The sequence below is a fragment of the Magnetospirillum sp. ME-1 genome (assembly GCF_002105535.1).
GTDB lineage: Bacteria > Pseudomonadota > Alphaproteobacteria > Rhodospirillales > Magnetospirillaceae > Phaeospirillum.
Window position 1 is genome coordinate 4,297,164 of the sequence record NZ_CP015848.1, and the last position, 21,733, is coordinate 4,318,896.

The 21,733-nt window shown below is 66.6% G+C and carries 21 protein-coding genes; 8 read left to right on the forward strand and 13 right to left on the reverse strand.

All coding sequences use genetic code 11. The annotated features are described in order from the left end of the window. The first annotated feature begins 88 nt into the window (after window positions 1-88). The 3 genes from WV31_RS20160 to WV31_RS20170 are packed head-to-tail and all read left to right on the forward strand — an operon-like array spanning window position 89 to window position 3,455. Window positions 89-2,635, forward strand: coding sequence for a sensor histidine kinase (locus WV31_RS20160; RefSeq protein WP_085375212.1), 2,547 nt, complete (start codon window positions 89-91; stop codon window positions 2,633-2,635). Next, window positions 2,632-3,000, forward strand: coding sequence for a response regulator (locus WV31_RS20165; RefSeq protein ID WP_085375213.1), 369 nt, complete (start codon window positions 2,632-2,634; stop codon window positions 2,998-3,000). The genes WV31_RS20160 and WV31_RS20165 overlap by 4 nt, the downstream gene beginning before the upstream one ends. After that, window positions 2,997-3,455, forward strand: coding sequence for a cache domain-containing protein (locus WV31_RS20170; RefSeq protein WP_085375214.1), 459 nt, complete (start codon window positions 2,997-2,999; stop codon window positions 3,453-3,455). Before WV31_RS20165 ends, WV31_RS20170 begins: the two co-directional genes overlap by 4 nt. A gap of 147 nt (window positions 3,456-3,602) precedes the next feature. On the opposite strand, the gene WV31_RS20175 is transcribed toward WV31_RS20170, so the two are convergent. Genes WV31_RS20175 through WV31_RS20200 form a run of 6 tightly spaced genes read right to left on the reverse strand, consistent with a single transcriptional unit; the run spans window position 3,603 to window position 9,058 of the window. Beyond that, the gene (locus tag WV31_RS20175) at window positions 3,603-4,883 is read right to left on the reverse strand and encodes an NAD(P)/FAD-dependent oxidoreductase (RefSeq protein ID WP_085375215.1); all 1,281 of its coding nucleotides are present in this window, start codon (window positions 4,881-4,883) and stop codon (window positions 3,603-3,605) included. A gap of 16 nt (window positions 4,884-4,899) precedes the next feature. Then, entirely contained in the window at window positions 4,900-5,205 is a 306-nt protein-coding gene (locus WV31_RS20180; RefSeq protein WP_085375216.1) for a c-type cytochrome, read from the reverse strand. A 37-nt stretch (window positions 5,206-5,242) separates the two neighbouring features. Continuing rightward, window positions 5,243-6,286 carry a sulfate/molybdate ABC transporter ATP-binding protein gene (locus WV31_RS20185; protein WP_085375217.1) on the reverse strand — a complete coding sequence of 348 codons (1,044 nt, stop codon included), beginning with the start codon at window positions 6,284-6,286 and terminating at the stop codon, window positions 5,243-5,245. A 25-nt stretch (window positions 6,287-6,311) separates the two neighbouring features. Continuing rightward, the gene (gene cysW, locus WV31_RS20190) at window positions 6,312-7,151 is read right to left on the reverse strand and encodes a sulfate ABC transporter permease subunit CysW (protein WP_085375218.1); all 840 of its coding nucleotides are present in this window, start codon (window positions 7,149-7,151) and stop codon (window positions 6,312-6,314) included. After that, window positions 7,148-8,005: a sulfate ABC transporter permease subunit CysT gene (cysT, locus tag WV31_RS20195; RefSeq protein ID WP_085375219.1), complete on the reverse strand. Its 858-nt coding sequence runs from the start codon at window positions 8,003-8,005 to the stop codon at window positions 7,148-7,150. Before cysT ends, cysW begins: the two co-directional genes overlap by 4 nt. 9 nt (window positions 8,006-8,014) lie before the next feature. Further along, window positions 8,015-9,058, reverse strand: a complete 1,044-nt coding sequence (locus tag WV31_RS20200) for a sulfate ABC transporter substrate-binding protein (protein WP_085375220.1) — start codon at window positions 9,056-9,058, stop codon at window positions 8,015-8,017. Between the two features lie 210 nt (window positions 9,059-9,268). Between WV31_RS20200 and WV31_RS20205 the strand changes: the two genes are divergently transcribed. Then, window positions 9,269-10,378, forward strand: a complete 1,110-nt coding sequence (locus tag WV31_RS20205; RefSeq protein ID WP_168186009.1) for a response regulator — start codon at window positions 9,269-9,271, stop codon at window positions 10,376-10,378. A gap of 5 nt (window positions 10,379-10,383) precedes the next feature. Then, window positions 10,384-11,526 carry a PP2C family protein-serine/threonine phosphatase gene (locus tag WV31_RS20210; protein WP_085375222.1) on the forward strand — a complete coding sequence of 381 codons (1,143 nt, stop codon included), beginning with the start codon at window positions 10,384-10,386 and terminating at the stop codon, window positions 11,524-11,526. A gap of 41 nt (window positions 11,527-11,567) precedes the next feature. Here WV31_RS20210 and arfB (WV31_RS20215) read toward each other — a convergent pair whose 3' ends face one another. After that, window positions 11,568-11,945, reverse strand: coding sequence for an alternative ribosome rescue aminoacyl-tRNA hydrolase ArfB (gene arfB / locus WV31_RS20215; protein WP_085375223.1), 378 nt, complete (start codon window positions 11,943-11,945; stop codon window positions 11,568-11,570). 47 nt (window positions 11,946-11,992) lie between these two features. On the opposite strand from arfB (WV31_RS20215), the gene WV31_RS20220 reads away from it, so the two are divergent. Both WV31_RS20220 and WV31_RS20225 read left to right on the forward strand, forming a co-directional pair. Continuing rightward, window positions 11,993-12,310: a nucleotidyltransferase domain-containing protein gene (locus WV31_RS20220; RefSeq protein ID WP_085375224.1), complete on the forward strand. Its 318-nt coding sequence runs from the start codon at window positions 11,993-11,995 to the stop codon at window positions 12,308-12,310. Then, window positions 12,297-12,716 carry a HEPN domain-containing protein gene (locus WV31_RS20225; RefSeq protein ID WP_145980926.1) on the forward strand — a complete coding sequence of 140 codons (420 nt, stop codon included), beginning with the start codon at window positions 12,297-12,299 and terminating at the stop codon, window positions 12,714-12,716. Before WV31_RS20220 ends, WV31_RS20225 begins: the two co-directional genes overlap by 14 nt. An 18-nt stretch (window positions 12,717-12,734) precedes the next feature. Here the strand turns inward: WV31_RS20225 and arfB (WV31_RS20230) are convergent, their stop codons facing one another. Continuing rightward, a complete protein-coding gene (gene arfB / locus WV31_RS20230; RefSeq protein WP_085375226.1) occupies window positions 12,735-13,154 on the reverse strand; it encodes an alternative ribosome rescue aminoacyl-tRNA hydrolase ArfB in 420 nt (139 codons plus the stop codon). Window positions 13,155-13,344: 190 nt separating this feature from the next. On the opposite strand from arfB (WV31_RS20230), the gene WV31_RS20235 reads away from it, so the two are divergent. Then, window positions 13,345-15,546, forward strand: a complete 2,202-nt coding sequence (locus tag WV31_RS20235; RefSeq protein WP_237051395.1) for a PAS domain S-box protein — start codon at window positions 13,345-13,347, stop codon at window positions 15,544-15,546. Here the strand turns inward: WV31_RS20235 and WV31_RS20240 are convergent. From WV31_RS20240 to WV31_RS20260, 5 genes are read right to left on the reverse strand one after another with little or no spacing between them, the layout of a single operon-like run. After that, window positions 15,543-15,848 (reverse strand): hypothetical protein, encoded by a 306-nt coding sequence (locus WV31_RS20240; protein ID WP_085375227.1) that lies wholly within the window; start codon window positions 15,846-15,848, stop codon window positions 15,543-15,545. The genes WV31_RS20235 and WV31_RS20240 overlap by 4 nt on opposite strands. A gap of 21 nt (window positions 15,849-15,869) precedes the next feature. Beyond that, window positions 15,870-17,972: an efflux RND transporter periplasmic adaptor subunit gene (locus WV31_RS20245; protein ID WP_085375228.1), complete on the reverse strand. Its 2,103-nt coding sequence runs from the start codon at window positions 17,970-17,972 to the stop codon at window positions 15,870-15,872. Between the two features lie 3 nt (window positions 17,973-17,975). Then, a complete protein-coding gene (locus WV31_RS20250; RefSeq protein ID WP_085375229.1) occupies window positions 17,976-19,289 on the reverse strand; it encodes an efflux RND transporter periplasmic adaptor subunit in 1,314 nt (437 codons plus the stop codon). 12 nt (window positions 19,290-19,301) lie between these two features. Further along, entirely contained in the window at window positions 19,302-20,021 is a 720-nt protein-coding gene (locus WV31_RS20255) for an efflux RND transporter periplasmic adaptor subunit (protein ID WP_085375230.1), read from the reverse strand. Further along, window positions 20,018-21,712: a TolC family protein gene (locus WV31_RS20260; RefSeq protein ID WP_237051396.1), complete on the reverse strand. Its 1,695-nt coding sequence runs from the start codon at window positions 21,710-21,712 to the stop codon at window positions 20,018-20,020. Before WV31_RS20260 ends, WV31_RS20255 begins: the two co-directional genes overlap by 4 nt. Window positions 21,713-21,733: the final 21 nt, after the last annotated feature.

Consider the following 21,733-nt stretch of genomic DNA (forward strand, 5'->3'; position numbering starts at 1 on the left):
AAAACGCCATACGAAAGGCTTATAGTCCCGTTCCCTTGGCAGGAGATTGGGGCTCCTTCCGACATTCCGCAGAAACAGTCGGATTACAATGCCCCAACTCGCCCGCTTCGGCATCCGCGCCAAACTCATTCTGATCTTCGTCCTGATCAAGGTCATTCCCCTGCTGGTGCTGGCGGGTTTCGCCTGGCGCGGCCAGGCCTGGCTGGCCGAGCGGGTTTCGGAAAACGTGACGAGCATGACGCGAGCCATGCGCGAAACCGCCGAGCAGGTGGTGGCCGGCACCACCAACTCGGCGATCAGGGCGCTGGACGACGCCGCCAGGGAAAGCCTGGAGCGGCTGACCACCGACACCGCCCGCCAGGTGGCCGATTTCCTTTACGACCGGGACGGCGACATCCGTTCGGCGGCGATGATCGAGCCCAGCGAGGACAGCTATCGCCGCTTCCTGCGCGGCCGCACCCGCCTGGTGGAACGCCACTACCCCTGGGTCCCCACCCCCGACGGCTCAAAATGGGTGCCCGGTCCTGAGGCGGTGCCCCATTACGACGCCCCGCCCATCCAGTCCTCCATCGAGGACAACCGCCGCAACTTCAACTACCGCCCCGCCACCGAGGGCGGCCTGAAGGTCGAGCGCCCCCTGTTCCTGGAAATGACCTTCATCGGCCTGGACGGGCGCGAGAAGGTCAAGGTCACCACCTCGGATCTGGTGAACAGGGACCTGCGCGACGTGTCGAAGCGCGAGAACACCTTCATCAAGGCCGAGACTTATTTCGACAGCCTGAAATCCCTGGGTCCCGACAAGATCCATGTGTCGGACGTGATCGGCGCCTATGTGCGCTCGCCCATCATCGGCCCGTTCACGCCCAAGGCGGCGGCGGCCAAGGGTATCGAGTTCGCGCCGGAGAAGGCCGCCTTCGCCGGCACCGAGAATCCGGTCGGCACCCGCTTTCGCGGTCTGGTGCGCTGGGCGACCCCGGTGGTCCGCCAGGGACAGACCATCGGCTGGGTGACCCTGGCGCTCGATCACGACCACCTGATGGAATTCACCGACCACATCCTGCCGACGCCTGACCGCTATTCGCCCATCGCCGACGCGGCGTCGGGCAATTACGCCTTCATCTGGGACTACAAGGGTCGTTCGGTGGTGCATCCCCGCCATTACTTCATCACCGGCTACGACCCCGAGACGGGCGAGCCGGCGGTGCCGTGGCTGGATACCGGCCTGTACGCCCAGTGGCAGGAAAGCGGCAAGCCCATCGGGGAATTCCTGAAGACCGCCCCCACCTTCCTCGAGCAATCCCTGAAGAAGAAGGGCGCCCCGGAACTGGTCAAGCAGGGTCTGCTGGGCCTCGATTGCCGCTATCTCAACCACGCGCCCCAATGCACCGGCTGGATGGACCTCACCAGCCAGGGCGGCTCGGGCTCGTTCGAGATTTTCTGGAGCGGATTGTGGAAGCTGACCACGGCGGCCACCATCCCCTACTACACCGGCCCCTACGGACAATCCCCGCGCGGGTTCGGCTTCGTCACCATCGGCGCCAACGTGGACGATTTCCACGCCGCCGCCGCCAAGGAGAAGGAGCACACAGACCAGATCCTGGCGCTGCGAAACCGTGACCTGCAGGCCCAGTACGACAGCGTCATGGCCCTGATCGCCGCCCAGGTGGAAAGCCTGGCGCGCCAGCTGTCGCTGTCCACCCTGGTGATGATCGCCGTGGTGATCGGCATCGCCGTATGGATGGCCTCGTTCCTGACACGGCGCATCACCGCCGTGGTGGGCGGCATCCATCGCTTCAGCGAGCAGGAGACCGAATACCGCCTGCCGGTCCACGGCAACGACGAGATGGCCTCTCTGGCCCTGTCCTTCAACCAGATGGCCGATCGCGTCGGCGAATCCTTCGTCCGCCTGGAAGAGGCCCGCAAGCGGGCGGAAGAAGCCAGCCGCATGAAGAGCGAATTCCTGGCCAATATGAGCCACGAACTGCGCACCCCCCTGAACGGCATCATCGGCTTTTCCGAGCTAATCCGTGACGAGGCCACCGACGACGAGACCCGCGAGAACGCCGACATCATCGAAAAAAGCAGCCGCCACCTGCTGGAACTGGTCAATTCCATTCTCGACATCGCCAAGATCGAGGCCGGGGCCATGACCCTTTCGGTTCAGCCGGTGAAGCTGGCCGCCCTGGTGACGGAGGCCGCCGCCGTCCACCAATCGGCGGCCCTGGCCAAGGGAATCGGCCTGATCAACCGAATCGGCGAGGATTGCCCGGAAACCATCCAGGCCGATCCCCTGCGCCTGCGCCAGGTCCTCCACAACCTGCTGTCCAACGCCGTCAAGTTCACGGAAAAAGGCGAGGTGTCCTTAAGCGTCGAACGGATGCCCGGCCATGTGGTGTTCCGGGTGGCCGATACCGGGGCCGGCATTCCCGAAGACATGCTGCACGCCATTTTCGAGAAGTTCCGTCAGGTTGATTCCTTCCTAACCCGCTCCCATAGTGGAACCGGCCTGGGCCTCACCCTGGCCCGCCATCTGGTCGAGCTGATGGGAGGAACCATCGGAGTCGAATCCACGCTCGGCCAGGGAACCGTCTTCCACTTCACCCTGCCCTGCCAACAGCCCGAGAGCCCCTCATGAAGAATGCCCTGGTGGTCGATGATAACGATGTCAACCGCATCCTGGCGTCCCGCCTGCTGACCAAGGCCGGCTGGACGGTGTCCGACGTGGATTGCGGCGAGGCGGCGCTCAGTTTCCTCGCCGCCAATTCCGTGTCGCTGATCCTGCTGGACGTCAGCATGCCGACCATGAGCGGCCAGGAGGTCTGCCGGCGCATCCGCGCCGAAAGCCTGGGCGGCCCGAACGTCAAGATCGCCGCCTATACCGCCCACGCCATGCCCGAGGAGGTGCAGGAATTCCTCGACGGCGGCTTCGACACCGTGCTGCTCAAGCCCATGTCCCGCGACCGCCTGAACGCCACCTTGAGCGAATTGGGGTTCGCATGATCCGCCGCCGTCTGGTTCTCATCGGCCTGGCCGCCGCCCTGGCCGCCGCCCCGGCAATCGCCGCCGAACGCCCCACCCGGGAACAGGTCCAGGCGCTCACCCTGAAGGCCGCGGCGCTGGTGGCCGCCGATGGCATGGAAAAGGCGCGCGAAGCCTTCCACCGCGAGGGTGAATTCCGCTTCGGCGAGATCTACGTCAACGTCATCGACGCCAACGGCACCTGGATGATCTATCCGCCCAACCCCAGGAACGAGGGCAAGTCGGTGCTCAACGTCAAGGACAGCACCGGCAAGCTGCTGGTCCAGGAGATCATCTCCGTGGCCCGCGACAAGGGCGAAGGCTGGGTCGAGTACCAGTGGCTCAATCCGGCCAGCAACCGGATCGAGCCGAAGATCACCTACGTCAAGGCCGTTCCCGGCAAGGACCTCATCACCTATATCGGGCTCTACAAGTAGGCGGATCGGTCTTTTGATGTCATCCCGAGCGAATGCGAGGGATCCCCGCCTGGACCAACAGTGCCGGTTCTGACAGCCGTTCCAGGACGAGATCCCTCCGCCCACCGGGCGTCGGGATGACGGGTTACTTCACTCGACGCCCCGCCCTCAGCCCCAGATGTCCTGGGTGATGTTGGCGTACCAGCTCTCGGCATAGGCGGCTTCCAGCCCCCGGAACATGGCCGAGGCCCCCTTGGGGCTGATGCCGCCCGATCCGGGAACGTCGGCGATCTTGCCGTTGATCACCCGGTAGACCCCGGCCACGGTGATGCCGTAATCGGGCGACAGCAGCGAGTAGCAGGTGTTCATCCAGATGGGATCGGGGGCCGGCAGCCCCCGCAGCGCCGCCACGATGGCGGCGGCGGCCACCTTGGCCTGGGAATTGGCTGAAAAGCCCGATTTCGGCTGGGGGGCGGCGTTGGTGGCGTCGCCCACCACGTAGATGTCGGGAGCCTTGGCCGACTGGAAGGTCTGCGGCACCACCGGCACCCAGCCGGAAGGATCGGCCAGCCCGGCGGAAATGGCGATCCGTCCGGCGCTCTGTTGCGGAATGTGGTTCAGCACGCTGGCCTTGTGGCGGGTGCCGAACTCGGTCTCCACCGTCAGGGTCTTGGCATCCACCTGCACCACCTTGCCGTCCTTGGACAAGGGCACCCATTCCAGCAGGCCCTTGTAGAGCTGGTCCCAGCCCTCGGTGAACAGCGGCTGCTTGGAGAAGGAATCCTTGGCGTCGAGCAGCAGCAGCTTGGAGCGGGGCTTCCTGGTCTTGAGGTAATGGGCGATCAGGCTGGCGCGCTCGTAGGGGCCGGGCGGGCAGCGGTAGGGATTGGCGGGAATGGTCATCACCACCACGCCGCCGTCCTCCATGGCCTCCAGCTGGCGGCGCAGCAGCAGAGTCTGCGGCCCGGCCTTCCAGGCGTGGGGCGCCAGCTCGGCATCGGCCTCGGCATAGCCCTGCTCGCCCCACTTGATGTCGATGCCGGGCGACAGCACCAGCTTGTCGTAGGGGAGTTTCTCGCCGCCCTGCAGCACCACCAGCTTGGCGGCGGCGTCGATTGCGGTCACCTCGGCGTGGATCACCTCCACCCCGTGGCCGCGCAGGCCGTCATAGCCGAAGGTGTTGGCGTCAAGCGAGCGGAAGCCGCCGATCACCGAATTGCTGAACGGGCAGGTGATGAACCGGGTGGAGCGCTCCACCAGGGTCACCCGCAGGGAGGGATCGGCGCGGCGCAGATACTTGGCGGCAGTGGCGCCCCCGAAGCCGCCGCCCACCACCACCACCCGGGGGCCGGTTCCGGCCGGGCCGGTGGCGCAGGCCGAGGTAAGCGAGGACAGGCCGGCGGCGCCGGCCAGGGCCAGGAAGGAACGGCGGTCGAAGCTGCTGGTCATGGCGAAGCCCCCCTTCTCAGCGCAGATTGGCGAAATACTGGGCCACCGTGTCGATCTCGGCCTCGCTGAGGCCCTTGACCAGACGCGGCATGACGGTGGCGTTGGCCACCTTGTCGGCCTTGAAGTCGCGCAGCTTGCCGGCGATCAGGAAGGCGGGCTTGCCGGCGATGGCCGGAATGGCGCCCTCGTTGCGCCCCTCCGTCCCATGGCAATTGGCGCAGACCGCCGCCGCCAGGGGGGCGGGGGCGGGCTCGGCCGCCCGAGCCGCAAGGGGGAACGCGATAATCACAGCCGGAACGACCAGAAACGATAATGCCCGCATGATAACCCCCAACTCGGCAAGTTGAATTCAGACCATTCTACACGTTTTCCCCGACGAATACCCGCGCCTTGCGCAGGAAGACCGAAACATCCTGCCCGCGCCGCAGACCCAGCTTGTCCTTGACGTCGCGCGACAGCTCGGCCTCGACGATGAGTCCGTCGGCCAGCTCCAGTTCGGCGCGCACCACCGGGCCCAGCACCACCACCTGGCGCACCCTGGCCTGGGGGATATCGGGAGACAGTTCCAGGACTTCAACGTCATGGGGACGGATGAAGGCGGTGCCGGGGCCGTCGGCCCGCCCCTCGCCCACATGCAGGCCGCCCACCTGGGCCTGACCGCCCGCCACCCGGCAGGGCAGCGCGTTGACGTTGCCCAGGAAGCGATAGACGAAGGGGGTGGCCGGAGAATCGTAGATTTCGGCCGGCGTGCCGATCTGCTCGATGCGGCCCTTGTTCATCACCACCACCTCGTCGGCCACTTCCAGGGCTTCCTCCTGGTCGTGGGTGACGAACACGCCGGTCAGGCCCATCTCGTCGTGCAGGTGGCGCAGCCAGCGGCGCAGGTCCTTGCGCACCTGGGCGTCCAGCGCGCCGAACGGCTCGTCCAGCAGCAGGAGGCGCGGCTCCACCGCCAGGGCGCGGGCCAGGGCGACGCGCTGGCGCTGTCCGCCCGACAATTGGGCCGGATAGCGCCCGGCCAGGCCCTCTAGCTGCACCAGTTCCAGCAGGGTGTGGACCTTCTCGCTGATGGCCGCCACGGGGGGACGGTCGGCGCCCTTCCTCACCTTCAGGCCGAAGGCGATGTTCTCGGCCACGGTCATGTGGCGGAACAGGGCGTAATGCTGGAAGACGAATCCCACCTTGCGGTCGCGGGTCCCCAGCCCGGTGGCGTCCACGCCCCCTAGGCGGACCCGCCCGTCGTCGGGCTGCTCCAGCCCGGCCAGGATGCGCAGCAGGGTGGTCTTGCCCGACCCCGACGGCCCCAGCAGCGCCACCAGCTTGCCCTGCGCCACCTTGAGCGACACCTGGTCCAGCGCGGCGAAGGTGCCGAAGCGCTTGGAAATATTTTCGACCTCGATCATATCCGACCCTTCAATGCCCGCCCCGTTAATGTCCGATCGCGGCAAGCTCGTCCCGATGCCACCATTCGAGTACCGCTTTGACCGCCAGAGTGACAAGGGCCAGAACGGCAAGGAGAGAGGCGACCGCGAAAGCGCCGACGAAATCATATTCATTGTAGAGGATCTCCACATGCAGCGGCATGGTATTGGTAAGGCCCCGGATATGGCCTGACACCACGGAAACGGCTCCGAATTCGCCCATGGCCCGGGCGTTGCACAGCAAGACGCCGTACAACAGCCCCCAGCGGACATTGGGCAGCGTCACCAGCCGGAAGGCGGAAAAGCCCGACGCGCCCAGCGTCAGCGCCGCCTCCTCCTCCTCGCGCCCCTGCTCCTCCATCAGCGGAATGAGCTCGCGGGCGACGAAGGGGAAGGTGACGAAGATGGTGGCCAGCACGATACCCGGCACCGCGAAGATGACCTTGAGGTCGTGCTCGGCCAGCCAGGGACCGAGCAGGCCCTGCAGACCGAACAGCAGCACGTAGATCAGGCCCGAAATCACCGGCGAGACCGAGAACGGCAGCTCGATCAGCGAGACCAGCAGGCTCTTGCCGCCGAAATCGAACTTGGCGATGGCCCAGCTGGCCGCCAGACCGAAGACGATGTTGAGCGGCACGGCGATGGCCGCGACGATCAGGGTCAGGCGGATGGACGAAAAGGTGTCGTCGGTGGAAAGCGCCCGGACATAGGCGCCCCAGCCCTTGGCGAAGGCCTCGGCCAGCACGGCGACCAGGGGCGCCAGCAAGAACAGCCCCAGGAAGGCCAAAGCCAGCAGGGTCAGGCTCCAGCGGACCAGGGCGGGTTCGCGGATTGCTCTGTTGCTCATGCTCCCCCCATGCGCCCGCGGCGCCACTTCTGCAACAGGTTGACGGCCAGCAGCAGGGTGAAGGAAATCCCCAGCATCACCGTGGCGATGGCGGTCGCTCCCACGTAGTCGTATTGCTCCAGCTTGGTGACGATCAGCAACGGGGCGATCTCGGACACGCCGGGCAGGTTGCCGGCGATGAAGATCACCGAGCCGTACTCGCCCACCGCCCGGGCCAGGGCCAGGGAAAAGCCGGTCAGCAGCGACGGCAGGATCGAGGGCAGAATCACCCGCAGAAAAGTCTGCACCCGGTCGGCGCCCAGCGAGGCGGCGGCCTCCTCCAGCTCCAGATCCACGTCGTGCAGCACCGGCTCCACCGTGCGCACCACGAAGGGCAGGCCGATGAACACCATGGCCACCACCACGCCCAGCGGCGTGAAGGCCACCTTGACCCCCAACGGCTCCAGCAGGCGGCCCAGCCAGCCGTTGGGAGCGTACAGCGCGGTCAGCGCGATGCCGGCCACGGCGGTGGGCAGGGCGAAGGGCAGATCGATCACCGCATCCACCAGCCGGCGGCCGGGAAAGGGATAGCGGACCAGCACCCAGGCCACCAGCAGACCGAACACCGTGTTGATCAGCGCCGCCGCCAGGGCGCCGCCGAACGACAGGCCAAGCGCCGACAGCACCCGGGAATCGCTGAGGATGGCCCCCCACTGCGCCAGGCTGGTCCCCGCCGCCTTGATCACCAGCGCCGCCAGGGGCAGCAGCACGATCAGCGACAGGTAAGCCAAGGTAAGGCCCATGGTCGGGCCGAAGCCCGGAATGACGCTGGGCGCCCGGCGCGGCAGGGAAAGAGTGAGGGTGAGGGCGGCCATCCCCCGCCCCTACTTCTTGGCCGTGATGCGGTCGAACACGCCGCCGTCCGAGAAATGCTCGGTCTGGGCCTTGGTCCAGCCGCCGAACACGTCGTCGATGGTAAACAGCTTGACCGGGGCGAAGGTGGCGGCGGTCTTCTTCACCACTTCGGGATCGCGGGGACGGTAGAAGTTGCGCGCGATGATCTCCTGCGCCTCGGGGGTGTAGAGGAAGTCGAGATAGGCCTGGGCCACGGCGCGGGTGCCGCGCTTGTCCACCACCTTGTCGACCACCGCCACCGGCGGCTCGGCCAGGATGGACAGCGACGGCGTGACGATCTCGAAGCCCGAACCGAATTCCTTGAGCGCCAGATGGGCCTCGTTCTCCCAGGCCAGCAGCACGTCGCCCAGGCCGCGTTGAGCGAAGGTGACGGTGGAGCCGCGCGCCCCCGAATCCAGCACCGGGACGTTCTTGAACAGGGCGGCGACGAAATCCTGGGCCTTGGCCGCGTCGTTGTTGTTGCGATCCAGCGCATAGCCCCAGGCGGCCAGATAGTTCCAGCGCGCACCGCCCGAGGTCTTGGGATTGGGGGTGATCACCGAGACGCCGGGCTTGACCAGATCGCCCCAGTCCTTGATCTGCTTCGGGTTGCCCTTCCTGACCAGGAACACGATGGTCGAGGTGTAGGGGGCGGAATTGTAGGACAGGCGCTTCTGCCAGCCGCGATCCAGCAGCTTGGCCTTGTCGGCGATGGCGTCGATGTCGTAGGCCAGCGCCAGGGTCACCACGTCGGCCTCCAGCCCGTCGATCACCGAACGGGCCTGCTTGCCCGAACCGCCGTGGGACTGGTTGATCTTCAGGTCCTCGCCGCTCTTGGCCTTCCACTGCTTGATGAAGCTGTCGTTGAGGGCCTGATACAGCTCGCGGGTGGGATCGTAGGAGACGTTGAGCAGGGTCCGGCTTTCCGCCGCCTGGGCGCCGGGCATCAGCGCCGCCATCCCCAGGGCCAGCATCACCGCGAACAGGGCCGCCAGCAGCAACCGCCGCGCCTCATCCTCATGAAAACCGATCATCGCACCCTCCGATTTCACACACGAGTCATGTCATTCATTCTTTAGACCACTAATCTGTAGACTACTGGGGTATTGGTGTCAAGCACCCGCCCACGCCGCCAATGCGCCCACGGCATGGCCACATCCCATCGATATACATATGCGACCATCCGAAATAGATGCTAAAGTCCCGCATCAAACTGAGGCGTTCGCCGGCGGGGAGAGGCGATGATGTCGGTCGAATATGCGACCAGTTCCCACCGTGAGACGGTGGTGGTGATCGACACCAGCGAGAGCCACCGGCGTCAGGTCGAGCATGCCCTGACCTCGTTCTATCGTATCGCCACCTACGGCAATACCGCCGATGCCTTGACGGCCATGAGCAAGTCGCCGCCCTGCGCCATCGTGATCGACCGCGGCGCCGAACCGCAGGAGTCCTGCGACTTCATCGCCACACTGCGCCGCAACCCCACCCTTGCCGCCACGCCCGTCGTGTTCATCAGTTCCAGCGACGACCCGGCGACCCGCAAGGCGGCCAAGGACAGCGGGGCGGATTCCTTCCTGGCCAAGCCCTATCGCCGCAGCATGCTGATCCGGGCCATCTCGCAGCAGATCAACCGGGCCATCGAGCGGCGGTGGGAAAAGCTGCCGACCCTGCAGCGCGACGCGCTGGTCGGCACCATGGACATCTTCAACAGCGTCAGCGACGTGATCGAAAGCGGCGAGCCCATCGCCTATTCCAAGGTCACCGACGCCTGCGGCCCCCTGGTCGAGGCGGTGGGAACCGGGGAATTCCGCGTCATCCTGGACGAGGTGCGCGGCCACGACAATTTCTCCTACGCCCACAGCCTGGGGGTCGCCACCCTTTTGCTGCTGTTCGGCTACACCATCGGGCTGAAGGGCGACGAGCTGTCGCTGCTGGGCAGCGGCGGGCTGCTCCACGACGTGGGCAAGATGTCCATTCCCTACGACGTGCTGAACAAGGTGGGCGCCCTGTCCAAGGAAGAGCAGGACCTGATGAGGGGCCATGTGACCGGCACCCACGCCTATCTGGAAAAGTGCCTGGACCTGCCGCGCAACATCCTGCTGATCGGCAACCAGCATCACGAGCGCCTGGACGGATCGGGCTACCCTAAGGGATTGAAGGGGGCGGAGCTCAACGAACTGGCCCGCATGTCGGCCATCGTCGACGTGTTCTGCGCGCTTAGCGACCGCCGCCCCTACAAGCCGGCGCAGACGGCCGAGCAGGCCCTGCAGATCATGCTCGACGACATGCCGGGCAAGCTGGACGTGCAATTGCTGTCCCTGTTCCGTGAAATGCTGCTGGATTCGGGCCGGTAGGGGCGATGATGCGGCATCGGTTGCGCATCCTGCTGGTCGAGGACAATCCGGGCGACGCCCTGCTGATCAAGACCGCCTTGAAGGAGGCCCGGTCGGCCGGCTTCATCGTCATGCACGAGGAGACCCTGGCCGCCGCCATCGAGCGCCTGACCATTAGTTCCGGCTTCGACGCGGTACTACTCGACCTCGGTCTGCCCGATTCGGAAAGCTCCCAGACTCTCCACGGCCTGCTGTCCGCCGTCGCGCCGCTGCCCGTGGTCATCATGACCGGACTGGACGATCCCCAGGCGGCCGAACAGGCCATCGAGCAGGGCGCCCAGGACTTCCTGGTCAAGGGCGAGATGGATTCCCGCTCCCTGGCCAGAACCCTGCAGAACGCCATCTACCGCTTCCGCAGCGAGCGGGAAAGGATGCATCTGGCCGACATGCTGGCCAGCGAATACGACCGCATGGCCGAGGAACTCTCGGCGGCCCGCAACATGCAGTTCGACCTGCTGCCGCGCTCCAATCGCCTGGAGGCCATCCGGACCTCCCTCGGTCTGGCGGTCGAGGGGTATTTCAAGCCGTCCTCGGATATCGGCGGCGATCTGTGGGGCTGCATGGAGGGCAGTGACGGCTGCCTGACCCTTTACGCCCTCGATTTCTCCGGCCACGGGGTCGGGGCGGCGCTCAACGTCTTTCGCCTGCACACCCTGATCAGCGAATTGAAGGGCCAGGTGGTGGACCCGGCCGCCACCCTGATCCAACTCAACACGGCGCTGCACGGCCTGCTGCCGCGCGGCCAATACGCCACCATGGTGCTGGCCGTCATCGATACCGCCGCCGGAACCATCACATGGTCGGGTGCCGGCGCGCCGCGCCCCCTGCTGTTCGACGGCCAAGGCGGGGTGGAACGGCTCGACACCATCGGCACGCCGCTGGGGCTGGGCAAGACGGGACGGTACTTCAACCGCTCGGCCGCCTTTCCTCCCGGCACCAGCCTGTTCGTCTACAGCGACGCCATGACCGAGGCGCTGCTGCCCGATGGCGAGATGTTCGAGAACGAGCGGCTGGAAGATCTTGTCCGCCGCCACCACACACCAGGGGGCGGGATCGCCATGTCGAGACCTTCCTCGACAGTGTCCAGACGCCGCTTACCGACGACATGACGGCGGTAGCGGTCATCCGCCTGGGCAGCCGGGACTGATCCCTATTCCGGCCGCTCGGTCCTCAAGCGCTTGACCTCGCCCCGCTTGGACTTGCTGTCGAGGCGCCGGGCCTGGGAGCCTTTGGTCGGCTTGGTCTCGCGCCGCTCCGGCGGCGGCGGCTTGGCGGCCTCGCGGATCATCTCGATCAGCCGGTCCAATGCCGCCTGACGGTTCATCTCCTGACTCCGCGCGTCCTGGGCCACCAGCACCAGCACGCCGTCCTTGGTCAGACGCCGCCCGTCCAAGCGTTCCAGATTGGCCTTCACCCTCTCGGGAAGGCTGGGGGAGTTGCGCACGTCGAAGCGCAGTTGTACCGCCGTGCTGGTTTTGTTGACGTTCAGTGCGTCATCGCTAGATGCCGGGAGTGTGGCGAACCCCATGCTTGCAGTGGTATTGTCGCGGAACGTTTCCCTTGCCTACGGTGCCCATGCGCGCGACGGTTCCCCCCGACCTTCTCGACTCCGTCGTGGCCTTTTTCCAGCCACAGCGGGTGATTCTGTTCGGGTCTCGGGCGCGCGGAGACGACGGCGCGGATAGCGACGTTGATCTTTTGGTGGTGGTTGACGACGACACGCCCGCGGAGAAAGTCACGCTGCAAGCTGGATACGAATCACGCCGCTCCTACCGGAAAGCCGTGGATGTCATTCCCGTCCGCGACTCGGTCTTCCGCAAGAAGCGGAATATCGTGGGAACGCTGTCATTCAGTGCGGCCCATGACGGCGTGGTGGTGTATGAGCGCAGCTGATCCGGAAGATATTTGGTCCGCCGTCGAGCAATGGATCGCCCATGCGCGGTCCGACCGACGGGCGGCGGAGGTCTGCCTGAACGCTCGCCCGCCTCTCCTGGACGCCGCCAGCTTCCACTGCCAGCAAGCGGTCGAGAAGCTGTTGAAGGCCGCCCTGGTGTGGGCGGAAGTTCCATTTCGGAAAACCCACGATCTTGCGGAACTGGGGACCGCCGTCGTCGGCATGTATCCGTTTCTGGCCGATATCGTCGCAACCGTCGAACCGTGGACGACCTGGAACATTGCTTATCGCTACCCAGGCGACGATGTGCACGACTCCTTGCCGACCCCGGAAGTGATCGCCGCGGCGCTGGCCATCATCGATCAGTTCGTCATGGCCATCCGGGATTTGCGGAACCCTGCCTGAGGCACCTGAGCACGCCGCCTATTCCGGCCGCTCCGTCCTCAGGCGCTTGACCTCGCCCCGCTTGGACTTGCTGTCCATGCGGCGCTGCTGGCTGCCCTTGGTCGGCTTGGTCTCGCGCCGCACCGGCGGCGGCGGCTTGGCGGCCTCGCGGATCATCTCGATCAGGCGGTCGAGAGCCGCCTGGCGGTTCATCTCCTGGGAGCGGGCATCCTGGGCCACCAGCACCAGTACGCCGTCCTTGGTCAGCCGCCGCCCGGCCAGACGCTCCAGATTGGCCTTCACCCGATCGGGAAGGCTGGGGGAATTGCGCACATCGAAGCGCAACTGCACCGCCGTGCTCGTCTTGTTGACATGCTGGCCGCCCGGCCCCGAGGCGCGGACGAAGTTTTCCTCGATCTCGGATTCGTCGATGGCGATGCGGTGGGTGACGGAAATCATGGCGGCAGCTTATCCCATGGCCACGGCATTGGTAAGATTCCGTCATCAGATACGATGCTGCGCTTCCCATATCCTTTTGGTATAGTTGGAATTCATCTTTGGGGAAATGATCGGACTGGACGCCAATTTGACCGGTAAATCTCCGGACTCGGAAGCGGCCTCCCCCCTCGCCGTCGTCACGGCGGGAGTGATGCGTTATACCGCCGTGGGTCTGCTGGCCTGGACCCTGCTCCTGGGAATCTCGCTGGCCTGGAACATCAGCAAGCAGCGTGAAATCACCCTGGAGCTGGCGACCAACACCGCTCTGGCCAACTTCAACAAGGACGTCGCCTATCGCCTGTGGGCATCGGGGCATGGCGGGGTCTACGTGGAGCCGACCGAGAAGACCCCGCCCAGCCCCTGGCTGGCCCACCTGCCCGACCGCGACCTGATCGCCAATGACGGCCGGCGGCTGACCCTGATGAATCCCGCCTACATGCTGCGCGAGATGATGCAGGACCATGGCGAGTTGTACGGCATCAAGGGACGTATCGTCGGCATCGTCGCGCTGAACCCCGCCAACGTCGCCGACCCGTGGGAGGCCGAGGGCATCCGCCAGTTCGCCGCCGGCCGCATGGACGAGATCATGGAGGTATCCGACATCGACGGCGCCCCCTTCCTGCGCCTGTTCAAGCCGTTCCGCATGGAGGCCAGCTGCCAGAAATGCCACGGCCATCTGGGCTTCAAGGACGGCGAGGTCCGGGGCGGCATCGGTGTTTCGGTGCCGCTCGCCCCCTATCAGGCGGGCGAGGCCGAGGTAGTGCGGACCATGAGCGCCACCCACGGAACCGTCTGGCTGACCGGGGTGCTGGCCATCGGCTGGATCGCCCGGCGCAGCCATGCGCGGCTGACCGCCAACGCCATGATGACCCAGGCCCTGAGCGACAGCGAGCGGTACTATCGCGCCATTGTCGAGACCTCATCCGACGGTTTCTGGATGACCGATGCCAAGGGCCGCATTCTCGAGGTCAACAACGCCTATGCCCGCCGCTCCGGCTATAGCGGCGAGCAGCTGCGGACCATGTCCATCTCGGACCTGGACGCCGAGGAGACCTCCGAGGAAACCAGCGCCCACATTGCCGCGGTGACCCGTGGCGACGTCGCCCGCTTCGAGACCCGCCACCGCACCCGCACCGGTGAAGTCTGGGACGTGGAAGTCAGCACATCCTATTTCCCCGGCGGCGAGGGGCGGCTGTTCGTGTTCCTGCGCGACATTTCCGAGCGCAAGCAGGCCGAGCGGGTTCTGGCGGACAGCGAGCGCCGCTTCCGCGAAATGGCCGAGACCATCGATCAGGTGTTCTTCATTGCCGATCAGGATTACCGCCGCTTCCACTACATCAGCCCGGCCTTCAGCCGATTGTGGGGGCGCGATCCGGCGAACCTGATCGAGGATCCCACCTCGTGGCCCGCCTGGATTCATCCCGAGGACCGCGAACCGGTCATGGCATTGGTGGCATCGAGCATCGGATCGGGTGAGTACCAGGCGGAATTCCGGGTGGTCCACCCCGATGGCTCGGTGGTCTGGCTGCACGCCAAATCGTTCGAAGTCAACGACCCGGCGGGCGGCTCACCCTATACCCTGGGGTTCCACACCGACATCAGTCAGGCCAAGATGGTCGAAGCGGAACTGCGCGACAAGAATCAGGCGCTGCAGCGTTCCAACGCCGAATTGGAGTCCTTCGCCTATGTGGCTTCCCACGATCTTCGTGAACCGCTGCGCAACATCACGTCCTTCTCCACCCTGTTGTCCCGCCGCCTCGCCGGCAAGCTGAACGACGAGGAGCGGGATTACATCAAGATCGTCACCGACGCCGCCAACCGGATGGACAGTCTGGTCCGCGACCTGCTGGAAGTCAGCCGGGTGGGGCAAAGCGGGCGGGCCATGGTTCCGGTTTCCCTGAATGAACTGGCCGAATCGGCCCGGGACGGGCTGCGCAGCCAGATGCAGGCCGCCGACGCCCAAATCGAGATCGCCTCGCCCCTGCCTATTGTGATGGGCAACGATGACGAGCTTTATCGGGTTCTGCTCAACCTGCTGGGCAACGCACTCAAGTACCACGGCCCGGACCCGGTTCGCATCGTCTTGGACTGCGATGCCGACGGGCCGGAAATGTGGCGCTTCACCGTGGCCGACAACGGAATCGGCCTGGAGGCGGGCAAAGGCTACGAGGAGCGCATCTTCGGCCTGTTCCAGCGCCTGCACCAGCGCGACGAATACGGCGGCGGCACCGGAATCGGCCTGCCGGTCTGCCGCAAGATCATCGAGCGGCACGGCGGACGGATCTGGGCCGAGTCCGAGGGGCTGGGCAAGGGCACCCGCATCGTCTTCACCCTGCCGAGACTGCCGGATTAGCGCCCCCGGCTGAGCTCCAGTTCCGCCCTGGCCAGGGCGGCGTCGAGTTGGGACCTCAGGCTTGCCTTCTCCGCCGCCGGCGCCTGGCGGAAACGGCGCAACAGGTCGTCGGCCTCCATCAGGATAGGGCCGGCCCCCATGGCGGAATGGGCGGAAGCCCTGACCTTCAGCGTCTCGATCTCGGCCGACTTGGCGGCCGCATAGGCGTTGTCCGATGACGGCGCGGGCTTGTCGGCGGCCCAGGCTCCCCCCAGCCATAGGCAAACGGCCAGGGCGGGCAACAGGCGGTGAAATGTGGTCATGATGCACCTCCGATCATCAATCTATACCCCCCATTCGCGAATCACTACCGTGGCGGCGGCGCGGAACAGGCGCTCGAGCACCGAGCGTCCCTCGCCGTCCAGATGGACCTCGCCCCGCTGCATCACCGGCTCGGACGCCGTGCCGGCCACGGACAGGCGAACACGATAGAGCGCCGCGTCGGGGACCAGGGCCTTGTCGACGAAACGGGCTGGAACGGTTCCTCCGTACTGGACGGCCAGGGCGGGATCGACCAGCCCCCGCACCGCCGTACGGTCGATCTCGACGATGGCGGCCGGCACCCCCGCCCGCGCGCCTTCGGCCAGAAACAGGGCCTTGGCCCCGGGCCGGAGGCGCGGCAGGTCGTCCTCGGCCACATAGGCTTCGACCAAACCCCCGGGGGCACGGACCGCCATCAGTGCCTCGCGCTGGTTCAGCCACTGGCCTTGCAACAGACTGGGCGACGTGTCGCCCACCCAGCCGGCGATGGGCGCCTTGAGCGTCAGGCGGGCCTTGTCGCGCAGCAGGGCGGCATGTTCGGCCTGGACGGCCTCCAGCTCGCGGGCGATAGCCTGGGAGCGGTCGCGGAAACTGTCCTCGAAGCCCACCGAGGACAGCTCGTATTTCAGCACCCCCATGCGCCGCGCCGCCTGGGCCAGGCGGAAATCGATTTCGGGATTGTCAAGGACGGCCAGCACGCTGCCAGCTTCCACCCAGATTTCATCCCGCACGTTCACCGACTTCAAAATGGCGGGGCCGGGCGGATACAACACAATATGTCCGGCGGCCTTCAGCATGGCGGGAGCCGTGACCCGGCCGTTCCAGGGCACCAGGGCCAGCAACACCGCCACCCCCGCCAATCCCAGGGTCCAGCGCGATCGCCGCGAGGCCTTGATCGCCCCTGAACGCTTGCGCCACTCCCCCATCTCGGCGGCCACGGGCTTGATCACGAACCAGCCGATCTCCACCGCGAACAGCAGGATGCCGACCACCTTGATGAAGAAGTGGTAGACCAGCACCGCGATGCCGAGAAACAGGCTGAGGCGGTAGATCCACACCGCCCAGGCAAAGACGATCAGAAAGCCGCGGCGGCCGGGGGCCACGTGTTCCGGCTGAGGTTCGCCCAGGCGGAACAGGATCTCGCGCAGACGCCAGCGGGCCAGGGCGAAGGCCCGGTTGTGCAGATTGGGCATGTCCAGCGCGTCGGCCATGAGGAAATAGCCGTCGAAGCGCATGAACGGGCTGAGGTTGATCAGCAGCGAGGAGATCCAGGTGGTGGCGGCCAGGGTGAAGGCCATCTGCCGCAAGGTGCCGCCGGGCAGCAACGCCCAGGCCAAGGTCGCCCAAGCCGCCAGGGTCAGTTCGGCCAGCACCCCCGCCCCGCCGATCAGCAGGCGCCGTCGCCGGTCGGGCAGCTTCCAGGCCTCGTTGACGTCGGTATAGAGCACCGGCATCAGGACCAGGAAGGCCACCCCCATGGTCGGCACCCGCAGCCCGAAGGCCTTGGCGGACAGGGCGTGGCCCAGTTCGTGGATGATCTTGGCCAGCCCCAGGGCCACGCCGAACGCCGCCAGCCCGGTGATGGAGAACTGGTCCACCAGGGTGGTGGCGAAGACGTTCCATTGCCGCCCCACCAGCAGCAATCCGGCCAGGAGCGCCGCGACGCTGGCCAGACGGAAGGTCCGGCCGCCCAGCCACGCCACCCATGGCAGCAGGACGTCCAGCAGCCGATCGGGACGCACCAGCGGCACCCGGAAGAACAGGTAGTGATGCAGCAGCCACTCGGCCCACGACGTCCGCGACGCCCGCGCGATGGAGAGCAGATGCCGGGTGTATTGCGGCCCTCCGGGCCGCAGCAGCTGGCCGCGGGCCAGGAATTCCACCATGTCGGCCACGTCCTCGGCCTCCACCTCCAGGGTGGTTTCGTGGCGGACCCGCTCCGCCACCGCCTCGGGCTCGCCCAGATGCCAGCGCGACAGCATCTCGAAGGCCGGCCAGGACAGGCGGAAGAACTGGTTGCGCAAGGGGTCGTGCAGCGTCCAGGTGGGCGCGCCGTCGCCTCCGCGCGGCCCCGGATGCACGGTCAGTTCCTCGCGCAGCGGCGGCAGCATGGCGGCGGCGATCATGGGCTAAAAACCCACGAACTGGCGGACCGCCACCAGCGGCTTGCGAAACAGCCACCAGATCAGCGGCACGGTGTCGCCGTCGATGCGGGCCGTGCCCTTGAGCCCCAGGCGCGGCTTTTCCTGGCCATCGACCAGAAAGGCGCGCACCCGGTGCGCCAAGGTGGCGTCGGGCCGGGCCGAGGGTTCGTAGGCCACGCTGCGCACCACGGCGCGAACCGGCGACAGGGGGCGGGAATTGAGGAACAGGGTGAGGCGTGCGCCGGGCCGCGCCTCGCCGGCATCGGCCACCGCCAGCCAGGCCTCCACCTCGGTGTCGGTCTCGTCGGCCACCAGCATCACCTTCTCGCCCACCACCACCGGACGGCCGATCCAGTCGGACGGATCGTCGAGAACGGCGATGCCCGGCCCCGGTGATTTCACCCGAATCCGCTCCAGCTGGCTTTCCAGCCACTTGGCCTCGGCGGCCTTCTCCTCGGCGCGGCCGGCCAGAATGGCCACCTGGACCTTGGCCTTGGAATCGAAGACCTGGGCCTGGGCCGCTTGCCGGTATTCCGCCTCGGCGGTGGCGTGCTGCTGGCGGGCCACATCCAGACGCCCCGCAAGCTGGGTCGCATCCAGGTCGAACAGCGGCTTGCCCTCTGCAACCGCTTCATTGGGCCGCACATGAATACGGTCGATGACGCCGTCCAGGGGCGAGCGCACCACCAGGGGATGGGCGGGCACCAAATCGGCGGGCGCCAGCACCGAGCCGGTCACCGGGAACAAGGACAAGGCCAGCAACCCCACCGCCAGGATCTGGCGCTTGCGACTGGCCTTCAGCCGGCCGAGAGCCTTGGCCCATGCAGACGGGCGGTGAAAGCGGGCCAGGGAGGCGGTCACCGCCTCGCCCAGGCGGGACAGCAGGGCCATGTCGCCGTCGTGCCACTCCGCCTCGGCGGCATAGAGGAGGGCCGCGCCATCGCCCAGAGGCAGCCACAGGGCATGGGGCGGCAGCCATTCGCCCCACTGCCCGGCCAGATCATCGGGCAGGTCGGCGGCGGAGATGGCGGCAGCCTCGCTGCGGCGGGAAAGATGGCGGCACACGGCCTCCATCCACAGCAGGAAGGGAGCGTTGCGGTCGGGCAAAGCCAGACCCGAAACCGCCTGAACGCCCTTGTCCCGGTGCCACAGGACCGCCTGGCGATAGGGAACCAGGGCATGGGCGTCGTTGACCGCCACGAAGGCGATCTCGGCGGCATCCGCCGCCCGCAGGATGCGCCCCTCCACATCGATCAGGGTCGCCAGACGCAGGGCCGTTCCGGCCTCGATATCCATCATGCCCCCGCTCATTCAGGGAGGCGGAGCCAGCAGGACCTTGCCCGACATGCCGGCCGACAGTTCCGGGAAGTGACCGCCGATGGCACCCGCCACCCGCACGGTCTGGCTGACCGGGTCGATGCGGGCGCCGACCCTGATCAGCTTCACCGGATAGGTCTTGCCGGTCTCGTCGATGGCGGCCTGGAAGACGTGTCCGGGCTTCAGCCACACCAGCCATTTGCTGGGCACCAGGAAATCCAGTTCCAGCACCGAATCGTCGAGGATGTCCAGCAGCGCCTGGCCCGGCTGGACGTATTGCTGTCCCCTCACCTTCTGTTCCACCACCCGGCCGTCGAAGGGCGCGGTGACGGCGCATTTGGAGACCATGGCGCTCATGGCGGCGACCTTGGCGCGGGCCTTTTCCGCCTCGGCCACCGAGACGTCGGTTTCCAGCTTGCCCACGGTCTGCAGTTCCAGCAGCCGCCGGTTGACCGCCAGGGTCTTGTCGGCGGCGGATTGGGCGGCACGGGCCTCGTCCAGCTGGGCCCGGTTGACCGAGCAGTCGAAGGCGACCAGCACCTGTCCCCTGGTGAAGCGCTCGCCCTCGCGCGCGCCGATCTTCTCCACCTTGGCGCCGATCTCGGCGGCCAGGGTGGTGAAGTCGCGGGGACTGAGCTGGGCCCGCAATTCCTGTCCCCAGGCGGGGGCGGCGCAGGCAAGCACCGCCAGTCCCGCCAGGGCGGCACGCCTCATCGGCCGGAAGCCTGGTACAGGCTGCGGATATGGGCGATGACGGTGCCCACCGTCTCCTCGGTCAGGCTGGCCTCGGCATCGCCCTTGATCCACTGGGTGTTCTCGGTGGTCAGCGGCTCCGGGGCCGGGGCTGCCCCGGCCATGGCCGGAGCGGAAACCGGAGCCGGAGCGGAAGCCGGAGCCGGAGCCGGCTCCGCCGCCACGCCATCGCGGCCCCAGGACTCCAGCCCAGCGGCCACCGCGCGGGACAGGGATTTGAGATCGCCGCCCTCGGCCTTTTCCACCTGCAGGTCATGGCCGATGGTCGCCTGGATCTTGGCGTAGGCCTGCTCCACCTGGGCATAGGACTGGAAGCGGCGCAGCTGGGACGCAATGGCCGAGGCGCGCCCCGCCACCCGCTCGAGAATGCCCGTGGCGTCGTTGGCGGTCCTGGCCTCGGACAGCTCGAACAGCCGCCGGTCCACCTGCCACAATTCGTCCGATTGCTGGAATTGGCTGACCGAGTTCTGGAACTGGCGCTCGCTCACATGGACCTGGGCCAGCACCGCCATGCGCAGTGCCACGCGCTTGGAGTTGGCGACCTCTTCATTGGTCTCGGCATAGTCCAGCTGCGACTTGCCCGAGAACACGTTCATGACGTTCCAAGACAGCTTGGCGCCCGCCTCCCACCAGCGATTGTCCATCAGGAACGAATTGCCGTCCCAATTCCGCCCGCCGGAAAAGGTGATGCCGGGCAGAAGCTTGAGAATAGCCTTCTTGGTGTCATCGATGGCGATGCGCGACAGGTAGCCCTGTTCACGCAGGTCGGGATTGCCGGCAAAGGCCAGTTCTTCCATGCGCTCCAGCGGCGTGGTCCATTCTGGCACCTTCATTTCGGCCGGAACGTCCAGCACCAGCTTGCTCCCCGGCGGCACATTGATCAGCGCCGCCAGCTCGATCTGGGCGGTGGACAGCTCCTGCTGGATGGCCGTCAGCTGGCGCAGCGTCTCCAGCAGCGACTTCTGGTAGCGCAAGGATTCGGCCGGCGCCTTGAGGTTCTCCCGCTCCACCTGCCGGGCCTTGCCCAGGGCGTCCTTGGCTTCCGCCACCGCACGGTCCACATCGGCGCTCAGAACCTGATAGGCGGCGGCGCGCCAGAAGGCGAAGCGCACCTCGGTCACCAGGTTATGCACCGCCTTGCGCCGACGCTCGGTGGCCACCAGGGCACGATCGGCATTGGCCTTGGCGCTGTAATAGGTGACGCCGAAATCCAACACGTTCCACGACATGGTGAGATCAGCGGTCTTGCTCCGCTGGTCGGCCGACACGCTGTAGGCACCGCCCCGCTGGCCGGTCTGGACATCATGCGAGACAGTGGCGTTGGGTTCGGACCGATAGGAGTAACCGGCATTGGCCGTGAGCTTCGGCAACATGTCCCAACGGTCCACATCGGTCTGGCCCAGCGCCAGCGCCTCCTCCATCATCTTGGAGCGCTTGTCCAGGTTGTACTTCAGCGCCCGCGCAATGGCCTCGGACACCGACAGCGGGCCGATCAAAGGCTCGCCGCCCTTGAACATGGCCTCGCGGTCGGCAACCGCCTGGGCCTTCAATTCCTCGGCCGTGAACGGCTCGGGCGTCACCGCGCAGGCGGCGAGCAGAGCAACCAGCGAGGCCGACGCCAACAGACGGCCGGCGCGCTTCACATCAATCATCGTCCAAATCCCCCTGTTCAT

Coding starts and splice junctions, on each gene's coding strand:
- WV31_RS20160 (WP_085375212.1), top strand. CDS start 89: ATGCCCCAACTCGCCCGCTTCGGCATCCGCGCCAAACTCATTCTGATC.
- WV31_RS20165 (WP_085375213.1), top strand. CDS start 2,632: ATGAAGAATGCCCTGGTGGTCGATGATAACGATGTCAACCGCATCCTG.
- WV31_RS20170 (WP_085375214.1), top strand. CDS start 2,997: ATGATCCGCCGCCGTCTGGTTCTCATCGGCCTGGCCGCCGCCCTGGCC.
- WV31_RS20175 (WP_085375215.1), bottom strand. CDS start 4,883: ATGACCAGCAGCTTCGACCGCCGTTCCTTCCTGGCCCTGGCCGGCGCC.
- WV31_RS20180 (WP_085375216.1), bottom strand. CDS start 5,205: ATGCGGGCATTATCGTTTCTGGTCGTTCCGGCTGTGATTATCGCGTTC.
- WV31_RS20185 (WP_085375217.1), bottom strand. CDS start 6,286: ATGATCGAGGTCGAAAATATTTCCAAGCGCTTCGGCACCTTCGCCGCG.
- cysW (WP_085375218.1), bottom strand. CDS start 7,151: ATGAGCAACAGAGCAATCCGCGAACCCGCCCTGGTCCGCTGGAGCCTG.
- cysT (WP_085375219.1), bottom strand. CDS start 8,005: ATGGCCGCCCTCACCCTCACTCTTTCCCTGCCGCGCCGGGCGCCCAGC.
- WV31_RS20200 (WP_085375220.1), bottom strand. CDS start 9,058: ATGATCGGTTTTCATGAGGATGAGGCGCGGCGGTTGCTGCTGGCGGCC.
- WV31_RS20205 (WP_168186009.1), top strand. CDS start 9,269: ATGTCGGTCGAATATGCGACCAGTTCCCACCGTGAGACGGTGGTGGTG.
- WV31_RS20210 (WP_085375222.1), top strand. CDS start 10,384: ATGATGCGGCATCGGTTGCGCATCCTGCTGGTCGAGGACAATCCGGGC.
- arfB (WP_085375223.1), bottom strand. CDS start 11,945: ATGGGGTTCGCCACACTCCCGGCATCTAGCGATGACGCACTGAACGTC.
- WV31_RS20220 (WP_085375224.1), top strand. CDS start 11,993: ATGCGCGCGACGGTTCCCCCCGACCTTCTCGACTCCGTCGTGGCCTTT.
- WV31_RS20225 (WP_145980926.1), top strand. CDS start 12,297: ATGAGCGCAGCTGATCCGGAAGATATTTGGTCCGCCGTCGAGCAATGG.
- arfB (WP_085375226.1), bottom strand. CDS start 13,154: ATGATTTCCGTCACCCACCGCATCGCCATCGACGAATCCGAGATCGAG.
- WV31_RS20235 (WP_237051395.1), top strand. CDS start 13,345: ATGCGTTATACCGCCGTGGGTCTGCTGGCCTGGACCCTGCTCCTGGGA.
- WV31_RS20240 (WP_085375227.1), bottom strand. CDS start 15,848: ATGACCACATTTCACCGCCTGTTGCCCGCCCTGGCCGTTTGCCTATGG.
- WV31_RS20245 (WP_085375228.1), bottom strand. CDS start 17,972: ATGATCGCCGCCGCCATGCTGCCGCCGCTGCGCGAGGAACTGACCGTG.
- WV31_RS20250 (WP_085375229.1), bottom strand. CDS start 19,289: ATGATGGATATCGAGGCCGGAACGGCCCTGCGTCTGGCGACCCTGATC.
- WV31_RS20255 (WP_085375230.1), bottom strand. CDS start 20,021: ATGAGGCGTGCCGCCCTGGCGGGACTGGCGGTGCTTGCCTGCGCCGCC.
- WV31_RS20260 (WP_237051396.1), bottom strand. CDS start 21,712: ATGATTGATGTGAAGCGCGCCGGCCGTCTGTTGGCGTCGGCCTCGCTG.